The sequence below is a fragment of the Acinetobacter sp. Ag2 genome, from assembly GCF_001005515.1.
Taxonomy (GTDB): domain Bacteria; phylum Pseudomonadota; class Gammaproteobacteria; order Pseudomonadales; family Moraxellaceae; genus Acinetobacter; species Acinetobacter bereziniae.
On record NZ_LBNA01000041.1, the window covers coordinates 26,942 to 47,490 of the forward strand.

Genomic DNA, 20,549 nt, shown 5'->3' on the forward strand with positions numbered 1-20,549 from the left:
AACAATAATAAATCGTACAATTATGCAAAAATCATCTGAAATTCTTTAAAGCAATCATGCATCAAGATACTTTTTGCCAATCTATTTGTCTCAAATACAGTAAAATCATTAAAAAAATAATTTTTAGCTTATTTTTTGGTAGCTTAAAATCTTAACACTGATTTTCTTAAATGCTATAAACAGAAGCATCGTTAGAAAAGAGTAAAGTATGAATAAATTCAATAATAAGTTTACATTGTCAATTTGCCTATTTTCTGCATTTGTAATGACAGGTTGTGCGACCTCTACCCTTCTAAAAAAAGATAATGGAGTTCGGACGCACAGTGTCAAACATGTTTTAACTTCGGACAATGTAGTCGCCTTTGGTAAACCCGCTTCTGGTCTTTCAGATCTCCCTGCTGACAGTATCGTCATTGCTGGGCAAAAAAATAATTATGTATTAACTCAAGGTGGTACACGATTTGCCAAAGTCATTACAGGGCTTGACCCAAAACTGACCCAAATTGATAGAGAACTTACCTTTTATTCAGCAAAGAATGATGGTGAGTTTGCAGGAACGCTTCCGTTGCGCTATATCAAACTTTCTGAAGATGTGACCAAGCAAGACCGTGAGTTTTTCATTGAAAATGGTGCGGAAGAATGTACAACCTCAAGTGACCAACGATTAAAAGCACAACGTTTCTGCTTTAATATTGCCTTGTCAGGTCGTATTTATCCACCTGCTTCAAACATTGCATCCCTAAAAGCATTAAGCAAACCCTATCAAGTCAGTATTTATACAACTGAACAGGTAACAGATTACTCAAAAGCAGGAAGTAAAACAGCAGATAAATTGGTGCTTTTCCCATTCGCAGTCGCTTTTGATGTCGTCACTTTACCGTTCCAAGCGATACATAAAATTTTTGATTGAACTTTATCATAAACCATAACTTTGATCGTGTTCTTGTAAGTGATAGGTCTGATAAAAAACTAAATTTTCGTTCTCAGTGAAAATTTAGTTTTTTGTGGCTGGCAAAATTCTATAAAAACCCCACTAAAATTTGAGCTTTACACATAGCAATCCAGATGCACTCCCCCCAATTTAATATATTTTTCAAAACGTGGCTGGCTCAAATAAACCAATTTAACACTTGAGCTTCGAGTCAACTCCAATCTTAGAATCAAATTTAACTCAATCAACAAAGAGGTTGTTTTATGCAGATTCTATATAGCAAAGGGTACATGCGATTAAGCATAAGTTTTATTTTATTGGCGCTGTTAATCACGACTTCCATCATGCCCACTAAACATGTTCGTATAGAAACCAAAATCGTGATCAATAAGCCCATTGAACAGGTGTGGGCACAATTTAAATGTGTTGATGCTTATTCAAAATGGAATACTTTATTCAATATAGAAAAATTCCCAACACAAATTGGACAACAGATCAAGGTTGATTTATATGATGAGAATGGAAAAGTAAAAATTCAAATGCAACCCGTTGTGCTCAGCTTAGAAAACTATCGTCTTGAATGGGAAGGAAAATTGTATATCAATGGATTGTTTAATGGTCGTCATCAATTCATTTTTCAGTCATTGGATGAGAATACAACTGTACTTATTCAAGCTGAAGATTTCAAAGGGCTACTTATTCCATTTTTAAATCGAGCGGTCATTCAACCAACATTACTCAATTTCAGAAAAATGAATGTATCATTTAAGACTTATGTTGAAACTTATAACTTAGATTCAAATCCATGTTCCGACACTTTTAACGAGAAAAAATAAAATGAATATTAGTCAATTTTCAAAAAAGCATGGCGTATCTCCAGATACGCTACGCTTCTACGAAGAATTAAAAATACTTGTCCCAGATCGTTTGAAAAATGGTTATAGAAACTATCAAGCGCATCATGAACAGCAGATCAAATCTATTATTGCGCTAAAAAGCATTGGTTTTAGCTTAATAGAAATCAAACATATCCTTGAGTTAAGTCAACAGCCTGCATCTGAAAACTGCAATATACTTTCCAACCAACTCATTGATGAAAAACAAGCTTTGATTCACCAACAAATACAATTGCTCGAATATGGAAAAAACACCTTGGATCATCTCAAACAATATATCAAGGAGAATAGCTTTACTGAAAATCAGCACAATATTGAAGAAATGATCGAAAACTTATATCAGTTGAGTAAACAGGCGAAAGCGCAATAATGTCATCATGTAAACACTTAACTTTTGCTAAAAACAAAGCATCAGTTAAAGATTGACTTTATTTATTGTCAAACCGCCTGATTATTCATACACATGATTTGATTTCAATCATACATAACCGATGTGCTTTATACTTTTATACAAATTATTAGAAGCTTTTAGAGATTCATTTATTTTTTACTTTTGAATAGTCGATGATCTTTCTATCATGAGATGAAATGGATGTTGTCATGTTAAGCGGGTGTATATGAGCAAAAACCAAGCACCGCTTTGGTTGCAGCGCAAGACTACCGTTAAACAAAAATTGCTTGAGCAAAGTAAAGCATCGCATCGTATCGCCTACGTAAAACGATTTAAACTTTAGATGCAAACGGTGGCAATGAAAGTTTTTATATGATTAAACAATAAATTCATCGCATTGATTCTATTGATTAAGAGAAATATATTTTACCCTATGAATTTCTTAACAGATTGAATATATGACTATCCATCTAGATTGAATGATGAAATCTACATAACAACCGCAACTCATCTCAGTTTTATTGAAAATTTGGATTCATGCTATTTGCAACAATTAATTACAACGCTTTGGATACTTTGCTTTGGCAAAAAATTAAATACGTTTCTATCCATTAAAGATAAATATTTGTTTCAATATGGATTAAAGTCAGTAAATAATTTTTGAAGAAGCATAAAATCAGAGACAAAACTGATTGAAATCGGATATATTTTCACCAAACCTGAGCCATTTGGTAAAAGTTTAAACAAATTCACAAAGTACCTGTTGTAAAAAACAACAGATTCTTTATAATTCACTCAAACAGACAAGTCTGTCTATTTAGCTGAAATAAAACCGAATGACATGTGCATTCAGAGGGTAAAAGAAATAAATATAAGAAGACGCTTAAGCATCTCATCATCTTAACGTTGATTGTGAATGCAATAAGCGTTAAGTACATAAGAAACTTATCAGCAAAGCGCGATAGCATAAAGTTATCGCGCTTTTTTATTTTAATATTCGACAGTGAAGCTTGAACATAAATTTATGCATAAGCTTCAATTCGACATAAACTGTCCTGCGAATATTCAATATTAAGAAGCGACTGCCAATTCCATTTGGATCAAAGTTTCTACTCTTTTCCAATAATCATCTAAACTCACTTGCTTGGGATCAATTTGCGCTTGAATTGTCATTCCATCAAGGATACTCGACAAAAAACTTGCCATTTGAACATCTTGTTTGATGCCTAAATGACGTAGAGCATGACTCAAATGCCCTTTTAACCATTCCTTATAATCAATCGCTGGTTGCAATGATGAAGGATATATTTTTGAAATTTCTTCAACCGCTTTTTGGAACATACAACCATTAAAATCTGCTGAATGAAACCAAGCGTTGTACCACACAAAAATAGCTTTGATATGAGATAAATAATCGTCAGGATCACACTCGGCTATAGCAGCACCTAGTGATTGTTGCAAATTATGATTTCTAGTCACTAAACACTCTTCAATCAATTTCGCTTTAGATGGGAAATACTTATAAAACGTCATTTTTGCAACGCCTGACTCACTAATAATCCGGTCTATACCAATAGAATTATAGCTATAAGAATTAAAGAGTTTCAGCGCTGTATTAATGATGTCCTCTTTTTTTGACATTTATTTTTACCCAACGTATAAAAATTTAAGATTAAAATTAAGGCATTAGCTTATAAGAGCAGCACATATATAGGCGTTACTTCACGATATGATAGGAATTATATCTTAAATTTGCAACAACATAGATTTTTTGCACAAAACAATCTTGAACAAAGGGCAAGTGTCTGAAATATAAAATATTAAAATTGAGTTAATACTAGCAAATTAATTTATTTTTGACTATGATAAAAACGGTAAAATTAAAATTTCAATGCAGCATATGAACATATTCTCTTTTACGCAATCAGAACATACTCGTCTTGAGTTGCTGCAGTTCATCCAAAATTCTTTAAAACCTGAAATATGGCAACAAAATACTCAAGCTGTAAATCATCTCAAGCGACTGACACAACAACATCCTCTATTTAAACATCCAATATTAGAGCAACTTCATCAATGCCAATTTAGTTTGGATCAATTAAAATTTATCCATATCAATTATTTTACTGCTATCGTTAAAAATTTTACTGATGCTTTAAGCATGGTAATCTACCAAGCGTACAAGTTGGAACAAAACTCAAATATCTTAGAAGAAAATAGAATCGCATCAAAAATTTATGCACGTTACTTGCTGTCGCTCAATTTAATTGATGAATTGGGTTTCAATACCCATCAACTTGAACAGAGTTCAGCTGCTAAATCTCATCTGGTGTATTTCTTAAAATTAATGCAGCAGTTAGACCTAGAACCATTGGATCAAAGTAAAACTCAAATCGAAGCATATGCACTCGCCGAGTATATACAAAAACATTTGTCCTCTTATGCTGACCTTCTGCTGATTTTGGCGTGCACAGAACTACAGGTGATCAAATTTAGTGAAGCATTGCGAAACAATATGGCGATTTATAATAGCATCTATATCGAGGGCTACTATGCATGTCATGGTCTGGCTGACCAGGAGGCTTCAACACTCGCCAATGATGACAATCATCAAGATGATATTTGGACATTGCTTGCACAATGCTACTCATCAGAAAATCAACAACATCTACAGCAAATTCAGTCTGAATATTTATCTCTGTGGAATAATTTTTGGAGCAAAATGAAAATTTGTACTGCAACAATTTAATGTTTTTTCATCAGCCAAATTTTATCTAACATGTTTAATTGGCATCATTTGCTGGCACTGCGATCATATTTTGCGGTATAGCGCCATGAATACCAACGATATTAAGGGTGAGCAGGATATTTCTTTAAAACGACAGCAGTAAAATCAAAGTGAAGCTTTATTAGCAAAACTTGCACTATTAGGATTGAGTAAAAATTGCTCAGTCGATATTCCCTCTGGATACGAACTCAACCAAAAACAAAAATCATCAATATTTTTCACTTCGATCCACGTTTCTCAATCAAGATGCGCTTTTCATACATATCCGAGTCGAAGGTCTTATATCCCCCATCCCCCTATACTTTAATTTAACGCGACTCTAAAGCTGGTTGTGAGGCAGTATGTTGTTTACGTTCTTGATTCGCTTTTTTAATCACCTGATATCCACCCGTTAACCCTAAAGTTGCCATAATCACTGCGACAATCAAATCAGGGAACATACTTCCCGTACCAAATACACCGATTGCAGCAAAAATTACCGCGACATTCCCAATCGCATCATTGCGGCTACACAACCAAACAGATTGCATGTTCGAGTCCCCATCCCTAAAGGCATAAAGTACAACAGCTGAAATCACATTGGCAATAAGTGCAAGGACACCAATAACGCCCATTGTGATTGCTTCGGGCGGAATCCCCTGTATATATGCATAAACAGTTTTTGCAATTACCACAAATCCAAAAATTGCCATGATTGCGCCTTTAAATAATGCAACCGTTGCCCGCCAATACAAACTTGCCCCTAAAACAGCTAAAGAAACTGCATAATTGACAGCATCACCAAAGAAGTCGAGTGAATCAGCCCATAGTGCTGAAGAGTGTGCATAAGCACCGCCTATAAGCTCGACAAAAAACATGGCAAGATTAATAAATAAAGCAATCCACAAAGCCGTTCTAAACTTACTATTCGGTTTTTGTGGTGCAGGTTCATGACTACATGTACATGCCATGACATATCTCCTGAGTGAAATATCAGTTGTTGATTTGTCTTTGCACAAGCAACCTCATGATCTTTTTTTTAATGCAATTGCAAGAGCGGTATAGACAATAATCAAATTAAGCTATACTGCTATTTAAAACTATGGAGTAAGTCCAAGGTCAAGCAAAAAATAGAGGAATAATCATGCAGCAGTATTTAATCAGTGATCTTGCAAAAAAAACTCAGCTTTCAACTGATACTGTACGTTTTTATGAAAAAAAACAGCTCATTCAGTCCAGCTATCGCGCAGAAAACAATTATAAATACTATGATGAAGATTGCTTAAAACGACTGATTTTTATCAAACGCTGTCGTTCATTGGACATGACCTTACATGAAATTACCCAACTTTTAGAACAAATTCAGCATCCTGAACAGGATTGTCAAGTGATCGATCAGTTGATCGAAGAACATATTCAACATGTCGAAACGCGTATTCATGAATTGCAAAATTTTAAATCTCAATTACAACAATTACGTCAGTCCTGTTCATTAAATACCACCATTGATCACTGTCAAATCATCAAAAAACTCGAAGCCTCTGAATAATTGATTTACTGCGATTATTCGCTCAGTCCTATGTTTCATTGAGTTCTGATTTATTGAGTTCTGGTTTATTGAATTTTTTGAAATACTGTTTTATGTAATTTCAACGATACCCCCACCAATAAAATCAGAACTGGAACTTCTACCAATGGACCAATGATCGTTGTAAAGGCAACAGGCGATGCCAAACCAAAGGTGGCAATCGCAACCGCTAGCGCTAATTCAAAATTATTGCCTGCAGCCGTAAATGAAATAGCCGTTGTTTTGGCATAATCATTTCCTATCCATTTACTCATAAAAAAGCTTAGGAAAAACATCAGTACAAAATACAGAACCAATGGAATCGCAATCCGCAATACATCTAAAGGAAGACTAATCACATCAGCCCCTTTTAAGCTGAACATTGCCACAATGGTAAACAATAATGCCAGTAAACTGATTGGGCTGATTTTAGGGATGAAAATATTTGTATACCAATCTACCCCCTTCATTTTGACCAGTATCACACGGCTCAAAAAACCCAAAAGAAATGGAATGCCCAAATAGACTAAAACAGCATGAGTAATGGTCCAAAAACCGACGTCAATGAATTTAGCTTCTACACCAAAATACGGAGGTAAAATACCTAGAAACAACCAAGCATAGCTACTAAAAAAGAGAATTTGAAAAATGCTATTGAAAGCAACCAAAGCCGCAACGTACTGATTGTCACCGCCAGCCAAATTATTCCATACCAACACCATGGCAATACAGCGCGCCAGTCCAATCAGGATCAAACCCGTCATATATTCAGGATACTGATGTAAAAAAATAATGGCTAAAACAAACATCAAACACGGTGCAATCAACCAATTTTGCAATAAAGATAAAAGCAGTGTTCGCTTGTCCTTAAATACCTGTGGTAGCGTTTTATAATCCACTTTGGCAAGTGGTGGGTACATCATTAAAATGAGACCCATCGCAATCGGAATATTGACTGAATCTAAACTTAAATGATTTAAATTTGTCGATACCTGCGGGAAAAATATGCCAATAGCAATTCCGAATGCCATAGCCATAAAAATCCATAATGTCAGATGTCGATCAAGAAAAGACATTTTCGAAGTCTGCTGGGAGAAACGCATCATGATTTACTCACAGCAATGACTAATATTCATCAGACCTGAATGTTTTTCTATCAGGTTGTGATTTGCCAAGGTAATAATATTTAATATTTCATTCGCCCAATCAGGAAGTTCAGGATTCAATCGGTAATACACCCATTGCCCTTTTCGTTGATCCAATACAATTGATAGATTTCTCAACAAAGCCAAGTGTCTTGAAATCTTAGGTTGACTTAAATTCAAGACCTCTGTGATTTCACATACACAAACACTGTCTTTTGCCACCAACATTTTTAAAATATCTAGACGTGTCGGGTCGGATAAGCATTTAAAGAAATCTGTTTGATGCATAACGATTGCTCAATTTATTCATTCACCATATTCTGTATTGCGAATATACGCATATCCATATATAAATACAAGATCACAAATCACTATGGCGCCATAAAATCTATGTCATCTCAAATTAAAATTTATCACAATCCTGACTGTGGGACTTCCCGCAATACTCTTGCACTGATTCGCAATGCGGGAATAGAGCCAGAAATCATTGAGTATTTAAATCATCCACCCAGCAAACAACAGTTAATTCAGCTCATCCAACAATCGGGTTTATCTATCAAAGATGTACTACGTAAAAATGTTGAAGTTTACACAGTTTTAAATTTAGAACGGCAACAATACAATGATGATCAGCTCATCGAACTCATGCTGCAACACCCTATTCTGATTAATCGTCCTTTCGTCGTCACTGAATTAGGTGTTCGTTTATGCCGTCCTTCTGAAATGGTTTTAGACATATTACCTGCCCCACAATTACATCCATTTTCTAAAGAAGATGGTGAAATTATTATCAATCAAGCATTAAAAAGAGTGAAATAATTCTTATCGACGTGCATAAAAGGAATATAAATTAAACATAAATGATTGAATTAATTTATTTTTAACTGTAAATCAACCTAATAATCCTGAGTGTTTTACTAGGTTGAATCTTATTTTTAAACCCTTACAATAAAACCATATTTTTAGTATGCCTTTAGATTTTTATGCGCATCTCTCACATTACAGAACTTCTCTCTCCAGCAGGTTCACTGAAAAATATGCGTTATGCATTTGCCTACGGTGCAGATGCTGTATATGCAGGTCAACCTCGCTATAGTTTAAGAGTTCGTAATAATGAATTTGATCATGCCAATTTAAAAATTGGAATTTCCGAAGCACATGCGTTGGGTAAAAAATTTTATGTTGTGGTCAATATCCAACCGCATAATGCTAAATTAAAAAACTTCATTCGCGACCTTACACCTGTCATTGAAATGCAACCAGACGCGCTCATCATGTCGGATCCAGGCTTGATTATGATGGTACGAGAGAACTTTCCACAGATGCCGATTCATCTATCTGTACAAGCAAATGCAGTCAATTGGGCAACAGTGAAGTTTTGGAAAAATATGGGACTCACTCGTGTGATTTTGTCACGTGAGTTATCTATCGAAGAAATTGAGGAAATTAAGCAGAATGTACCCGATATGGAAATTGAAGTTTTCGTACATGGTGCACTCTGTATGGCTTATTCCGGTCGTTGCTTACTTTCAGGCTATATGAATAAACGTGATGCAAATCAAGGCGCTTGCACCAATGCATGTCGCTGGGAGTACAATATTCACGAAGCAGCAGAAGATGCATCTGGGGATGTCATTCCAGTCCAATCACTGGAGACAGCATCAGTATGTTGCAACAATAAAGATGCCGACGAGCAACACGCCATACAACAACATCAATTTGGCGAGCCGGTTTTATTACAACGTCATGAAGAAGATATGTTTGCTGCTGAAGAAGATCAGCATGGCACCTACTTCATGAATTCTAAAGACTTACGTGCCGTTCAACATGTAGATCGCTTAACCAAGATGGGCATCCATTCTTTAAAAATTGAAGGACGCACCAAATCTTACTTTTATTGCGCAAGAACGGCGCAAATCTACCGTAAAGCGATTGATGATGCACAACTGGGTAAACCGTTTGACTGGGCTTTGATGACACAACTCGAAGGTTTAGCAAATCGTGGTTATACCGAAGGTTTTTTACGCAGACATGTGCATGCTGAATATCAAAATTATGAAACGGGCTCATCTCGTTTTGACCATCAACAATTTGTGGGCGAAGTGCTAGAAAGAAATGAGGATTACATCAAAATTGATGTAAAAAATCGCTTTGTAGTCGGAGACTCGCTGGAGCTGATGACAACATCGGGCAATATCACCTTTACGCTTAATCAGATATTGGACAAAAAGAGACAGCCTATTGTGGATGCAAAAGGATCTGGGCATATTGTCGAAATCCCAATCCCTGCGGATGTTGATATGCAATATGCTTTATTAATTAGAAACTTACCTAATTCAACTGCTGATATTTCAGCGTCATCATTGGCTTACCAAGCAGTATAGGATATCAAAATGGCTTTAATGATTACTGATAAATGCATCAATTGTGATATGTGTGTTGCAGAGTGTCCCAATCAAGCAATTTTTGAGGGTCAGGATATTTATGAAATCGATAGCGAACGTTGTACAGAATGCGTTGGATTTTATGATCGCCAAACTTGTGTAGATGTTTGTCCTATTGAATGCATCGTTCAAAATCCTGAGCAGATTGAAAGCCAAGCGCAATTGTTAAATCGTTTTCATTATCTAAGTTTCTTTGGATAGAAAGTTTTTTTAACAAGTGCTGATCTTGGAACGTATTTTGCTTTATCAATATATCAGCAAATAACAACAACAATAAACAACATGGAATTGGGCAGTGGCAGCGCAGCTCATTAACAGGGTAAAACAATAAAATTAAGGAGAAGCCAAAGTGTATTTGGGGAACACTTTGGCTTTTTCTTATTGAATTAGTCCAAATAATCTTGTGAAAATTTCTCTCTGCACCATCTTTTGACCTCTTCAACAACAAAATCTGCGTTAGGCAATGTCAATAAATAATAGTTCCATGCTGTTTCAATATGTTCAGAAACAATTTTCATACGTCCGAGTTTTAAGTCATTGGCAATTGCGGTACGGCTTAATAATGCTACGCCCTGCCCTGACAATACCGCCTGAATTGCATGGCTTTCCTGTGTATAAAACACTTGTGGTTGTCCTGCATGTATGTGCAGACCTTGTTTTTCAAACCATTTTTGCCAATTGACCAAATTAGGGCAGTATTCATCGCCCCAAGTAAAGTGAATCAATGGCACGCTCGCCCAATCCATTGATTCTATATCTAAAGAGGCATGTCCAACAGCAACATATTCATCCGTTGCAAGAAATTCAGCATTGACATGCTGATAGCCTCCAGAACCATAACGAATCGCTAAATCATATAGACCGGAAGCCATATTGACCAAATCATAACTTGCATGCACCCGAAACATAATATTGGGGAAACGCTGTTGCAATTCGGGCAAATGCGGAATGATCCATTCACTTGCAAATGATGGTGTCGTTGTGATAGTGAAAAGTCGTTGTTTATGCTGTTCAAGTTGATGTAAAGCAGATTGAATCTGTTCAAATCCAGTCCGCACATGCTTCAACAAATAATCCCCTTCAGGTGTCAGCGTAATTGATCTTGTGCGTCGTTCAAACAATTGTAAATTCAATTGCTGTTCTAGCTTTTTGATGCGATGGCTTAAAGCCGTTGGCGTTAAAAAGAGCTGATCTGCTGCTTTCTTAAAGCTCAGTTCTTCTGCGACATATTGAAAAGCCAACAATTGTTCGAGTGTATTATGTAAAGCCATGAAATCACATGCATGGATGAATTAAATTCATTTATAACATGTATTTTTATCGTTTGTCGTTTTTTTCAAATTAAATAAAAATCATAATGAATACATCAACAACAGCGTATTAATATGACGAATATACTTAAAATAGACACCAGTTTAAGAAGTGGTATTTCTGGAACACACCCACATGGTTCTTTAAGCAGACGTTTGACGGAATTATTTATTCAACAATGGCGTGAAAATGATTCATCTATTGATATTAAGTATCGTGATTTAGGACAAGATCCCATACCTTATATTGATGAAGAATGGATCATTTCAGAATTCGGCTATGCAGAATCCGAAGAAAAAGCACAACAACGCTTAAAACTCAGTGATGAACTGATTGAAGAAATACAATGGGCGGATGTAATTGTACTGGGCGTACCCATGTATAACTTTGGACCTCCTGCTCATCTAAAAGCCTATATTGATCATCTTGTGCGTATGAATAAAACCTATTCTTTTGATATCACCCAAGCACAGCCATATTCAGGTCTGATCGATGATCAAAAAAATCTGGTACTTCTTTCTGCTCGTGGTGGACATGATTTTGATTCAGCTGATGCGCCTTTTGCCAACCATGTAGAGCCTGCTATAAAAACTGCATTTAATTTTATCGGGATCAAAAAAATTCATGAAATCGCCATTGAACATCAGGAAACTGGCGGCACGTTGCTAGAAAACTCTATACTTGCTGCTGAAGAAAAAACCCGAACACTCGTTAGAAATCTACAGACAAAAACAACCCTATAAAGTCATTCAACATTTATGACAAAAAAGGAATTGAGCTGTTAGCAACTCAATTCCTATCAAGGGTAAAGCCATCAGTTTAACAGTGCTAAAGTCAGTATCATCGAGACTATGCTGACTTTACACTTCAACAGTGTTCAAGTCATTATTGACCTGAACGAATAATATAATCAAATGCAGATAAAGAAGCTTTTGCACCTTCACCAGCGGCAATGATGATTTGTTTATAAGGTACGGTTGTACAGTCACCTGCAGCAAAGACACCTTTCACATTGGTTTCATTGCGATCATTCACCACAATTTCATTTCGATTAGAAAGTTCTACAGCAGTTTCTTTTAGGAAATCTGTATTTGGTAATAAGCCAATTTGTACAAAGATTCCTGCAAGTTCAAGGGTATGAAGTTCATCAGTGGCACGATCTTTATATTTCAAGCCTGTCACGACAGAACCATCACCAATCACCTCCGTAGAAAGTGCATTCATGATCACTGTAGTATTTGGCAAGCTATTGAGCTTATCTTGAAGTACTTGGTCAGCACGTAGTTTAGTATCAAACTCGATCAAGGTAACATGCTCAACAATACCAGCAAGGTCAATCGCTGCTTCCACACCAGAGTTACCACCACCAATCACAGCAACTTTTTTACCTTTGAATAATGGACCATCACAATGTGGGCAGTATGCAACACCACGTGTTTTATACTCTTTCTCGCCAGGTACATTCATTTCTCTCCAACGTGCACCTGTTGACAAGATGACTGTTTTTGATTCAAGTTTTGCACCATTTTCCAGTTCAACTTTAACCAAACCATTGGTTGTTTGATCCGCACCTACAATGTTTTTTACTTTTTGTAAGTTCATAATGTCCACACCGTACTCACGTACATGTGCTTCCATATCAGAACCAAACTTTGGACCTTGAGTTTTCTGAACTGAAATAAAGTTTTCAATATCCATGGTATCCATAACCTGACCACCAAAGCGCTCAGAAACAATACCTGTACGAATCCCTTTACGTGCAGCATATACCGCAGATGTTGCACCAGCAGGTCCACCACCAATCACCAATACATCAAACGCGTCTTTAGCATTCAGCTTTTCAGCATCTTTAGCCGCAGCACCGCTGTCTAATTTCGCAACGATTTCTTCCAAAGTCATACGACCTTGACCAATATGTTCGCCATTTTGGAAAACCATCGGGACAGCTAAAATTTTGCGTTCTTCAACTTCATCTTGGAAGAATGCACCATCAATCATGGTTGCAGTCGTACCAGGGTTATTAATCGCAATTAAGTTCAATGCTTGAACAACATCTGGACAATTATGGCAACTTAAAGAAACAAACACATCAAAGTTTGCTGTAAGATTCAAGCCTTTCACTTGCGCCAAAACTTCATCAGAAACTTTTGGTGCATAACCAGAAACTTGTAACAAAGCCAAGATCAGTGAAGTGAACTCATGTCCCATTGGCAAACCAGCGAAGAATACACGTGGTTGCTCACCTACTTTTGCGATACCAAAGCTAGGTTTACGCTCATTTTGACCATCAAAACGTGCTGTGACTTGATCTGAAAGTGCCGCAATTTCTGTTACCAACTCTTTAATTTTATCTGATTTCTCAGAACCATTTAAAGAAGCAACAATTTCAATTGGGCTTTCAAGACGCTCTAACAAAGTTTTTAATTGAGCAGAAGTATTTGTATCTAACATGCTAACAATCTCCAAGGGAGTAAATTTCTTTCGTTGAATATATATTACGTCTATTTAAAAAATAGATAAAACAGTTTGTTTTCATTAAATCAATCGGTTTTTTAGTTTAACCTTTATCTGTTTAATATGCATCATTGCTTCCCCCCTTATCATACTTAAATTTTTAAATTCCTTTTCTATATCGGGGCATTGTCGATAAAATCAATCGAAATCATTGCAACCTCGAAACTTAAAATTAAATTAATTTTCAATAAAAATAATATTTCTTCGACCATCTTTCTACAAAAAAACGTGCGCGACGATTGCACAAAGTTTTAAGCTAAATTGATGTTGTCGTTTCTCCTATTAAGTACAACAACGTGTACTTAATCACAATTTCTAAATACATCAGTGATGAGGTAAAACAATGAAAATAGAGTTCGTATTCGATATCGTCTATCCAATGAGCTATGTTGCGTTTGAAAAACTTAAACAGCATTGGAATCAGCCTACGGCGAAAAAAATCGAATTATTACCTGTGCAAGTTTTACCAGAAATTCCGGAACAAGGCCTCGATATTTACCAATATTTGACTGAAAAATACGGAACTAAAGAGGCAAATCGTAAACTCGATATGGCAAAATTTGCTGCATATAGTCAAGACTTAACCGTTGATATTGAGCATATGAAACGTATGCCCAATAGTCGCTTGGCGCATCAGGCAATTTTAGCTTTGGATAATGTCTTTGATCAGTTTGCTTTAACCCAAGCTTTATTTCACGCTATTTTTGCGCATGGTAAAGACATTGCTAATCCTGAAGTGCTGAAACAAGTCATTGAAGGTATGGGGCTGGACGGCAATAAAGTACTACGTTCGATTCAGCATAAAGAAGTTGCGGATAAACAAGCTGAAATTACCCATTATGTACAGAGCTTTGGTAAGCACCCAACCCCTTACTATTTAGTTGATGGTGAAATTTGGGATAAAACTTTCGATACACTTGAACTCAAGGAACTCATTACCCAACGAGCAAAAGATGTAGCTTAGTTAATTCCAATCACACCATAAAAAGCACTTTTCATCAAAGTGAAAAGTGCCTTTTATTCACTTGAAATCCGGGCTATCACAGTTACAACATTAACTCATCCGATGACCGATCCGCTGTAAACGTTTGCTCATCCGATAAGCAATCAAATAGAAGAATAACCCTAACACTAAGCCAATTGCCCCAATTCCCCATAATATCTTTTCGACAATATTAGACCAAAAATTTGCACGATTCACTTGCGTTTCTACACCTTTGGCAAGTGGTGAAACCGCTTGATCAAATACTTGATGTTGAATCGTCCATAACTGTTCTGGCTTAAATCCATATTCTAAGAATTGAGGATCGCCTTGCTCTGCTTTGATGAGCTTTTCTGCATAGACTATTGCAACCACTTGATCTACAGGTTTGTGCATTAATGCGGTCTGTGCCAATAAATAATTTTGTACAGGCTCTGGCAATTCAGATTTATTGAGATATTGGTAAATATTACTGTGTTGAATATTTTGATCATAACGAACAAAAGCTTTGAGTTCTTTGTCACCCTCATCTTTTAGATCATATTGTACATAGGTCAAACCTGACCATATCACAATAAAAGCGATGAGCCATGCAACAAATTTGAGTATAAATGACTGAAAACGAACTAAGAAAAATCGTAACTTTTTAAGTAATTTAATGACAAAAAATGCCCCAATAAAAGAAACGATCAATTTTAAAATTAACCAACCCAACCATGAAAAAGCGTTCATCAAATAATCAGGTTGATAAATTGCGTCTCTTAATTGCTGATCAACCATATAAGGTAGATGCAATTGATGCACATGTTGAGCCACCCCAAACATGTTAAAGACCCATTCCTGCTGAAAAAATAAAGAAATCAAACTTGCTACACCAACAGCGGACAGTACCACTGCTGCTGCCGTAAGATTCCACTTACGGCGTTGCAACATTTTTAATCCATGTTCTATTTGCTGAATATCTACAGCATGTTGATTTTTTTCAGTCAAGTATTACACCTTTATTCAAGACATCAATGAGCACATTTAAGATTGATTTCAAGATTGCTGCGCAGTATTGTCCAAGACCAACTGCTGTAAGTTCGACTGCAAAGCTTTGATTCGGGTTGAAGCCTCTTCACGCTTTTGCATGCCCTCTTTTTGGATCTGAATCACATCATTCACTGTTTTAATGAGGGTATTTTGAACATGTTCAAGTGTTTCAATATCAATCACTGAACGTTGATTGGCTTTGGCTGTATCTACTGAATTCTGATGGAGCAAATCGGCATTGCGTTTTAACAGCTCATTGGTCGCGTCATCAATCGTATTGGCAAGTTGTACGCTGTTGCGTTGTTCATTTAAAGAAATCGCTAAACTAATTTGGTTTTTCCATGCTGGTAATGTGATGTTTTTAATGGCATAGAATTTATCAACCAACATCATATTATTTGACTGAATGATTCGAATCATTGGCAAAGTTTGCATTGCAGATTGTTGCAGAACTTGTAAATCACTGACTCTTTTTTCTAAATTATTGGCTAAATGATTGAGGTCATAAACACGTTGATTGGTTTTTTGATCTTGTTCTTGTGCAGATAAATAGGCAATCTCTTGTTGTACTTCCTCTTGCTTAATCCGCCCAGCTGCAATATAAATCCCCAATTGACGATATTCTTCCTGTACACCGTTAAACATACGGTCCAAGGTATCTACACGTGCTTTTAAACCCGTTTGCGAAGTTTCAATTTCTTTAACCAGTGAATCAATTTGTTCTTTGGTGGTATTAAAATGTTGGTCAAAACTTTGTTTTGCGCCTTTAAACTTATTTAAAAGACTGCCAATAAATCCTGAACTTTTTGATTGGTTCAAAATACTCGATGTGTTGAGCTGTTGTGCAACTTGTACCACTTCATTCAACTTTTGCCCAGTCACATCGAGGTCTTTATTTTTAACCAGATTCAATAATTCATCAGTATAAGAGGAGGTCTTGCTTGCAATATTTTTTCCATACTCAGCAACTGCTGCATGGTTAATATTTGCCAAGTCTTTATGGGCATTAACAACCTCATTAAAATCCTCTGTATTTAAACCAATTTCTTTGAGATTCAATTGTTCAAATTTTTGGATTTCTAGTGGAGAATTTGATTCTGTTGTTTTTGCTGTCATAGAATCTGCTTGTGTTGTTAATGGTTGCTGATTCGAATCGCTCATAGATCTACCCTATTTATTTTCTAATGATTTCTTTAAAGATTGAATTAATTTATCACGACTTTTATCAAGTTCTTCAGTCGTCACCAAAGAATTTTGTGCACTGCTCTGTTTCACATGATACTGCCATGCAGGAATTAAGACGTGTTGCGCTTCATTAAAACGATCCAATAATGTTAAGGAAAGTTGTTGCGTTAACTGCATCTGTGCCAATGCAATATCATTACTGGCTTGTAAAGTCTGCAAAGTGTTGATCTTTTTTGACAAACGCTCGGAAAAATTATCCAAAGGATGACGTTGTTGCACAAACACAGGATATTCATCTAAAAATTCCTGTGCTGCACGAATATATTTTGCCATTTGCTCTCTTAGACCATTGGCTTGTTGAAAACGAGATTCTGACTTTTGAATTTCAACTTGCAATCGTTGGCTTAATTGTTTGGCTTCATCAATTGAGCTCTCTAAATCTCTTAAATACTTTACTTGACCAACACTAAACTCTAAATCTAAGCCCAACCATTTTTGTATGGCGTTGAATTTTCTTTGGTTCAACTTTTTCTTTGATGCTGATAACTGCTCAATAATTTGCGCAATAATTTGACTTAACTTTTGTGTCAAATTCGGATCAATACTTTTTAACAGTACCGACTGTGCTTGGATTAATTGATCCGCATACAAATTGAGTCGGGTTTGATTATCTAACAATGGAACGAGGTCATTACGTTTAATGGAAAGCAATTCATCAGCATTACAAGAAATCTGTTCAAGTGGAGTCAGTACAGTAAATTGTTTCATATCAGTTCAAAATGAATAATTTTTCAATGATTTAAGGGCAATCATCAGACTCACCCTGTCTAATTAAAACTTATAATACAAATTCAGCTTAAAGCCTAACTAAATAGCAAAAAATATACAGATATAAAAAAACCAGCTTCGAAAAGCTGGTTTTATAAACCTCAATTGTTATTTCGCTTGTTTATACATCTGATAGCGACGATACCCGACCAATCCAAACAAACCAAATAAACTCACCCATCCAAACGCCCCACCACCACTGACACGTGGACTGCCTGGTGCTGTTCCTGAGTTTTGCAATTTCACTGTCGCTGAATTTGAAATTTTCCCATCAGCATCATACACATAGTAAGTAAAATTATAACTGAATGGATCAAGTGTACTTCTGAGTTGGATATGAACCTTACCGCTATAACAGGTATATTTACCGTCATCGCCAGGACATGGTCCACTACGGTCTGATGTAATCACTACAGGGTCAATGGTATTTGCAATTCGAATAGGCAGCTCAATCCCTTCTGGATTGACATAGAATTTTGGTTTATTCGGTTTTGCTGTTAAGGCTGCAACATTTCCATCACCGTCATCATTGGCATATTGCAGTAAATCAACATCCAATGGTTTGGTTGAACCATATTCAATATTCAATGTTGCGTCTTTAGCGATTGGTGCAATATTGGTAAAGCTTCCAATGATATATGCAGAAGATTTTATGCTTGGATCTGCAATTAATTGCAACTGATAACTACAGAATTCATTATCACCTGATGGTGTAACATTATCATTGATACGCCATAACATGATTCTCTTCAGATTTGGATTCCATTCACATTTAAAGTTTGGATCTTCTTTGCCTACAAATACCTTTTTATCATTCAATGTGCCCACACCAAGCGCTTTTACAGTTACTGTATAGTTATCCGTATTTAAATGTTTTACCAGACGTGTATCTTGACCATTTGCATCTTTTGTTACGATCTCGGCAGGCAGATTCGCGGCAAAAGGATCCACAAATATTGTCCGATATTTCTGCTCAGATTTGGTGTATTTGATTAAGTTACTGTACGTCTCAGACTGTATTTTATAAAAAGGAATATAATCTTTATTGGTCGCTGGATCTTCCAATAACTTATTATAATTATCCAGTACAGTTTGATAAGAGTTCAACATTTCTACGACAGAACTATTGGTTGCGCTAAGATTATTTGCCGTTAAGCGTAAAACTTCAGTTGAGCCAATATCACAAGAGTTGGCAACATCATTTTCACCATTCGAATTTTCTGCAATGACACGAGTTACACCACGCTGATCTTTACCACTACAGCCTGTATAACCGATATCCACCAGATCTTTGTCTGTCCCTAAGTTTTTAGGAAAATACATTGGCATAAAACCAGTAGATTCACTAGGTGGCTCAAGCTCATTTAAAAGTGTTGAGAAGTTAATATTGCTGACATCAAAGGTATTGTCTTTGTCGTCTTTCCTGACTTCTTCTGCAACTTCGCATTGATCATTTCCAGCGGACATTGTCAAAGCATTATAGTTCAATACAACACCTGATTTTTCAACCTTGCTGACATCACCATCTGCATAACGACAAGACTTGCCAGTATTGTAGGCCAATATATTATTACTTAATGCTTTTATTCCATTAAAACCATATAACAATGTTGACCATGCTGTATTTCTAACAATGGTATTGCTCACTAAACTTAATGCAGAATTATCACTCAAATTCACCTTTCCTTGCGGGGTCGTTTGCGTGAATTGAATAATGCTGCCTTGATTTGAATTTGCTATGTTGTTGCTAATGGTATTGGCGGTAAATGTAACCGAAGGTTGTCCACAAAAGCTAAACATACTTAGGCTATTTTCAGATCCATTTCTCAGAAAACTTGCATAGTTTATTCCAATGGTACGTGTCGTAAATCCCAAATTATCTGAGCACGTCATCCCAAGTACACTGCCTTGGTCCGCACTATTTCCATCAAAAACGCCATAATTTATATTGAGTGAACTGGTCACATCATTTAAATAAATCGCACCACCAACTTTTGCCTTGGAATTCAGGACAGTGACATTATTTAAAGTCAGTGCTCCACCTGCATAAATTGCCCCACCAACGCTGTAATTACTGTCACCTAAACTTGAACCATCTTTTAAAATTAAATCATTGAGCACTAAGCCTGGTTTATTTTCATAGATGGTATTAAAAATACGTGAATTGCCTTGACCAGAAATTGTGGTTTTGATTGGCGTTGCCGCAGGAAATTGGTTGGTGAGTACATCAGGGCGACTGTAGTCTCCTGGTTCTTTCCCAACGATAGAGACATCAGAATTTGGTCTTAACTCTTTGTTTAACTTATACTCACCTGCTTCTAACTGAATCACGTTCGGCACTGTTGAATATATTTGCCCAGCACTACAGCCACCATAAGCTTTGTGTATGGCAGCAGCGTGTAATGCTTCTCTCAAAGAACACTTGTCAGGATTTGTCCCATCTTCATCATCAAAAGTCGTGACATAAATCGTTTTATCTTCTGCCGCCATTAATGACATGGTCGACAATATAACAAGTGTCAGAAATCCTTTTTTATAGTTTTTCATCGTCAATCC

The 20,549-nt window shown here is 36.2% G+C and carries 20 protein-coding genes; 10 read left to right on the forward strand and 10 right to left on the reverse strand.

Annotation, left to right across the window (positions count from 1 at the left end; genetic code table 11):
• Window positions 1-208: 208 nt before the first annotated feature.
• From AAV97_RS06725 to AAV97_RS06735, 3 genes are all read left to right on the forward strand, one after another.
• Window positions 209-910: a hypothetical protein gene (locus AAV97_RS06725; RefSeq protein WP_046760168.1), complete on the forward strand. Its 702-nt coding sequence runs from the start codon at window positions 209-211 to the stop codon at window positions 908-910.
• Window positions 911-1,194: 284 nt separating this feature from the next.
• On the forward strand, window positions 1,195-1,767 hold the full coding sequence (locus tag AAV97_RS06730; RefSeq protein ID WP_046760169.1) for an SRPBCC domain-containing protein: 573 nt from the start codon (window positions 1,195-1,197) through the stop codon (window positions 1,765-1,767).
• Window position 1,768: 1 nt separating this feature from the next.
• Window positions 1,769-2,197, forward strand: coding sequence for a MerR family transcriptional regulator (locus AAV97_RS06735; RefSeq protein WP_046760170.1), 429 nt, complete (start codon window positions 1,769-1,771; stop codon window positions 2,195-2,197).
• Window positions 2,198-3,289: 1,092 nt separating this feature from the next.
• Here the strand turns inward: AAV97_RS06735 and AAV97_RS06740 are convergent.
• Window positions 3,290-3,859: a TetR/AcrR family transcriptional regulator gene (locus AAV97_RS06740; RefSeq protein WP_046760171.1), complete on the reverse strand. Its 570-nt coding sequence runs from the start codon at window positions 3,857-3,859 to the stop codon at window positions 3,290-3,292.
• Window positions 3,860-4,118: 259 nt separating this feature from the next.
• Here AAV97_RS06740 and AAV97_RS06745 point away from each other — a divergent pair, with 259 nt between their 5' ends.
• The gene (locus tag AAV97_RS06745; protein ID WP_046760194.1) at window positions 4,119-4,967 is read left to right on the forward strand and encodes a hypothetical protein; all 849 of its coding nucleotides are present in this window, start codon (window positions 4,119-4,121) and stop codon (window positions 4,965-4,967) included.
• A 347-nt stretch (window positions 4,968-5,314) separates the two neighbouring features.
• Here AAV97_RS06745 and AAV97_RS06750 read toward each other — a convergent pair whose 3' ends face one another.
• Window positions 5,315-5,956: a cation transporter gene (locus AAV97_RS06750; protein ID WP_042090219.1), complete on the reverse strand. Its 642-nt coding sequence runs from the start codon at window positions 5,954-5,956 to the stop codon at window positions 5,315-5,317.
• Between the two features lie 173 nt (window positions 5,957-6,129).
• On the opposite strand from AAV97_RS06750, the gene AAV97_RS06755 reads away from it, so the two are divergent.
• Window positions 6,130-6,534 (forward strand): MerR family DNA-binding protein, encoded by a 405-nt coding sequence (locus AAV97_RS06755; protein ID WP_046760172.1) that lies wholly within the window; start codon window positions 6,130-6,132, stop codon window positions 6,532-6,534.
• 65 nt (window positions 6,535-6,599) lie between these two features.
• On the opposite strand, the gene arsB is transcribed toward AAV97_RS06755, so the two are convergent.
• Entirely contained in the window at window positions 6,600-7,628 is a 1,029-nt protein-coding gene (arsB, locus tag AAV97_RS06760; RefSeq protein WP_171249356.1) for an ACR3 family arsenite efflux transporter, read from the reverse strand.
• A 33-nt stretch (window positions 7,629-7,661) separates the two neighbouring features.
• A complete protein-coding gene (locus AAV97_RS06765; RefSeq protein ID WP_004831439.1) occupies window positions 7,662-7,985 on the reverse strand; it encodes an ArsR/SmtB family transcription factor in 324 nt (107 codons plus the stop codon).
• 102 nt (window positions 7,986-8,087) lie between these two features.
• Here AAV97_RS06765 and arsC point away from each other — a divergent pair, with 102 nt between their 5' ends.
• The 3 genes from arsC to AAV97_RS06780 all read left to right on the forward strand — a co-directional run bounded on the left by arsC (window position 8,088) and on the right by AAV97_RS06780 (window position 10,342).
• Window positions 8,088-8,516: an arsenate reductase (glutaredoxin) gene (arsC, locus tag AAV97_RS06770; RefSeq protein WP_046760174.1), complete on the forward strand. Its 429-nt coding sequence runs from the start codon at window positions 8,088-8,090 to the stop codon at window positions 8,514-8,516.
• 164 nt (window positions 8,517-8,680) lie between these two features.
• The gene (gene yegQ, locus AAV97_RS06775; RefSeq protein ID WP_004831441.1) at window positions 8,681-10,081 is read left to right on the forward strand and encodes a tRNA 5-hydroxyuridine modification protein YegQ; all 1,401 of its coding nucleotides are present in this window, start codon (window positions 8,681-8,683) and stop codon (window positions 10,079-10,081) included.
• Window positions 10,082-10,090: 9 nt separating this feature from the next.
• The gene (locus AAV97_RS06780) at window positions 10,091-10,342 is read left to right on the forward strand and encodes a YfhL family 4Fe-4S dicluster ferredoxin (protein ID WP_046760175.1); all 252 of its coding nucleotides are present in this window, start codon (window positions 10,091-10,093) and stop codon (window positions 10,340-10,342) included.
• A gap of 185 nt (window positions 10,343-10,527) precedes the next feature.
• Here the strand turns inward: AAV97_RS06780 and AAV97_RS06785 are convergent, their stop codons facing one another.
• On the reverse strand, window positions 10,528-11,412 hold the full coding sequence (locus AAV97_RS06785) for a LysR substrate-binding domain-containing protein (protein WP_046760176.1): 885 nt from the start codon (window positions 11,410-11,412) through the stop codon (window positions 10,528-10,530).
• Window positions 11,413-11,526: 114 nt separating this feature from the next.
• On the opposite strand from AAV97_RS06785, the gene AAV97_RS06790 reads away from it, so the two are divergent.
• Window positions 11,527-12,195: an FMN-dependent NADH-azoreductase gene (locus AAV97_RS06790; protein WP_004831446.1), complete on the forward strand. Its 669-nt coding sequence runs from the start codon at window positions 11,527-11,529 to the stop codon at window positions 12,193-12,195.
• Between the two features lie 142 nt (window positions 12,196-12,337).
• On the opposite strand, the gene ahpF is transcribed toward AAV97_RS06790, so the two are convergent.
• The gene (gene ahpF, locus AAV97_RS06795) at window positions 12,338-13,903 is read right to left on the reverse strand and encodes an alkyl hydroperoxide reductase subunit F (protein WP_046760177.1); all 1,566 of its coding nucleotides are present in this window, start codon (window positions 13,901-13,903) and stop codon (window positions 12,338-12,340) included.
• 406 nt (window positions 13,904-14,309) lie between these two features.
• Between ahpF and AAV97_RS06800 the strand changes: the two genes are divergently transcribed.
• On the forward strand, window positions 14,310-14,930 hold the full coding sequence (locus tag AAV97_RS06800) for a DsbA family oxidoreductase (RefSeq protein WP_004831448.1): 621 nt from the start codon (window positions 14,310-14,312) through the stop codon (window positions 14,928-14,930).
• A 90-nt stretch (window positions 14,931-15,020) separates the two neighbouring features.
• Here the strand turns inward: AAV97_RS06800 and AAV97_RS06805 are convergent, their stop codons facing one another.
• The 4 genes from AAV97_RS06805 to AAV97_RS06820 form a co-directional block, all read right to left on the reverse strand.
• Window positions 15,021-15,938 carry a hypothetical protein gene (locus AAV97_RS06805; RefSeq protein WP_052945860.1) on the reverse strand — a complete coding sequence of 306 codons (918 nt, stop codon included), beginning with the start codon at window positions 15,936-15,938 and terminating at the stop codon, window positions 15,021-15,023.
• Window positions 15,939-15,986: 48 nt separating this feature from the next.
• Window positions 15,987-17,096: a toxic anion resistance protein gene (locus AAV97_RS06810; RefSeq protein WP_100886276.1), complete on the reverse strand. Its 1,110-nt coding sequence runs from the start codon at window positions 17,094-17,096 to the stop codon at window positions 15,987-15,989.
• A gap of 54 nt (window positions 17,097-17,150) precedes the next feature.
• Window positions 17,151-17,933, reverse strand: coding sequence for a hypothetical protein (locus AAV97_RS06815; protein ID WP_046760178.1), 783 nt, complete (start codon window positions 17,931-17,933; stop codon window positions 17,151-17,153).
• A gap of 168 nt (window positions 17,934-18,101) precedes the next feature.
• The gene (locus AAV97_RS06820) at window positions 18,102-20,540 is read right to left on the reverse strand and encodes a CSLREA domain-containing protein (RefSeq protein ID WP_046760179.1); all 2,439 of its coding nucleotides are present in this window, start codon (window positions 20,538-20,540) and stop codon (window positions 18,102-18,104) included.
• Window positions 20,541-20,549: the final 9 nt, after the last annotated feature.

What these genes read in the sequence shown, in the direction of transcription:
- AAV97_RS06725 (WP_046760168.1), top strand. Translation starts at nt 209, where the DNA reads ATGAATAAATTCAATAATAAGTTTACATTGTCAATTTGCCTATTTTCT.
- AAV97_RS06730 (WP_046760169.1), top strand. Translation starts at nt 1,195, where the DNA reads ATGCAGATTCTATATAGCAAAGGGTACATGCGATTAAGCATAAGTTTT.
- AAV97_RS06735 (WP_046760170.1), top strand. Translation starts at nt 1,769, where the DNA reads ATGAATATTAGTCAATTTTCAAAAAAGCATGGCGTATCTCCAGATACG.
- AAV97_RS06740 (WP_046760171.1), bottom strand. Translation starts at nt 3,859, where the DNA reads ATGTCAAAAAAAGAGGACATCATTAATACAGCGCTGAAACTCTTTAAT.
- AAV97_RS06745 (WP_046760194.1), top strand. Translation starts at nt 4,119, where the DNA reads ATGAACATATTCTCTTTTACGCAATCAGAACATACTCGTCTTGAGTTG.
- AAV97_RS06750 (WP_042090219.1), bottom strand. Translation starts at nt 5,956, where the DNA reads ATGGCATGTACATGTAGTCATGAACCTGCACCACAAAAACCGAATAGT.
- AAV97_RS06755 (WP_046760172.1), top strand. Translation starts at nt 6,130, where the DNA reads ATGCAGCAGTATTTAATCAGTGATCTTGCAAAAAAAACTCAGCTTTCA.
- arsB (WP_171249356.1), bottom strand. Translation starts at nt 7,628, where the DNA reads ATGTCTTTTCTTGATCGACATCTGACATTATGGATTTTTATGGCTATG.
- AAV97_RS06765 (WP_004831439.1), bottom strand. Translation starts at nt 7,985, where the DNA reads ATGCATCAAACAGATTTCTTTAAATGCTTATCCGACCCGACACGTCTA.
- arsC (WP_046760174.1), top strand. Translation starts at nt 8,088, where the DNA reads ATGTCATCTCAAATTAAAATTTATCACAATCCTGACTGTGGGACTTCC.
- yegQ (WP_004831441.1), top strand. Translation starts at nt 8,681, where the DNA reads ATGCGCATCTCTCACATTACAGAACTTCTCTCTCCAGCAGGTTCACTG.
- AAV97_RS06780 (WP_046760175.1), top strand. Translation starts at nt 10,091, where the DNA reads ATGGCTTTAATGATTACTGATAAATGCATCAATTGTGATATGTGTGTT.
- AAV97_RS06785 (WP_046760176.1), bottom strand. Translation starts at nt 11,412, where the DNA reads ATGGCTTTACATAATACACTCGAACAATTGTTGGCTTTTCAATATGTC.
- AAV97_RS06790 (WP_004831446.1), top strand. Translation starts at nt 11,527, where the DNA reads ATGACGAATATACTTAAAATAGACACCAGTTTAAGAAGTGGTATTTCT.
- ahpF (WP_046760177.1), bottom strand. Translation starts at nt 13,903, where the DNA reads ATGTTAGATACAAATACTTCTGCTCAATTAAAAACTTTGTTAGAGCGT.
- AAV97_RS06800 (WP_004831448.1), top strand. Translation starts at nt 14,310, where the DNA reads ATGAAAATAGAGTTCGTATTCGATATCGTCTATCCAATGAGCTATGTT.
- AAV97_RS06810 (WP_100886276.1), bottom strand. Translation starts at nt 17,096, where the DNA reads ATGACAGCAAAAACAACAGAATCAAATTCTCCACTAGAAATCCAAAAA.
- AAV97_RS06815 (WP_046760178.1), bottom strand. Translation starts at nt 17,933, where the DNA reads ATGAAACAATTTACTGTACTGACTCCACTTGAACAGATTTCTTGTAAT.
- AAV97_RS06820 (WP_046760179.1), bottom strand. Translation starts at nt 20,540, where the DNA reads ATGAAAAACTATAAAAAAGGATTTCTGACACTTGTTATATTGTCGACC.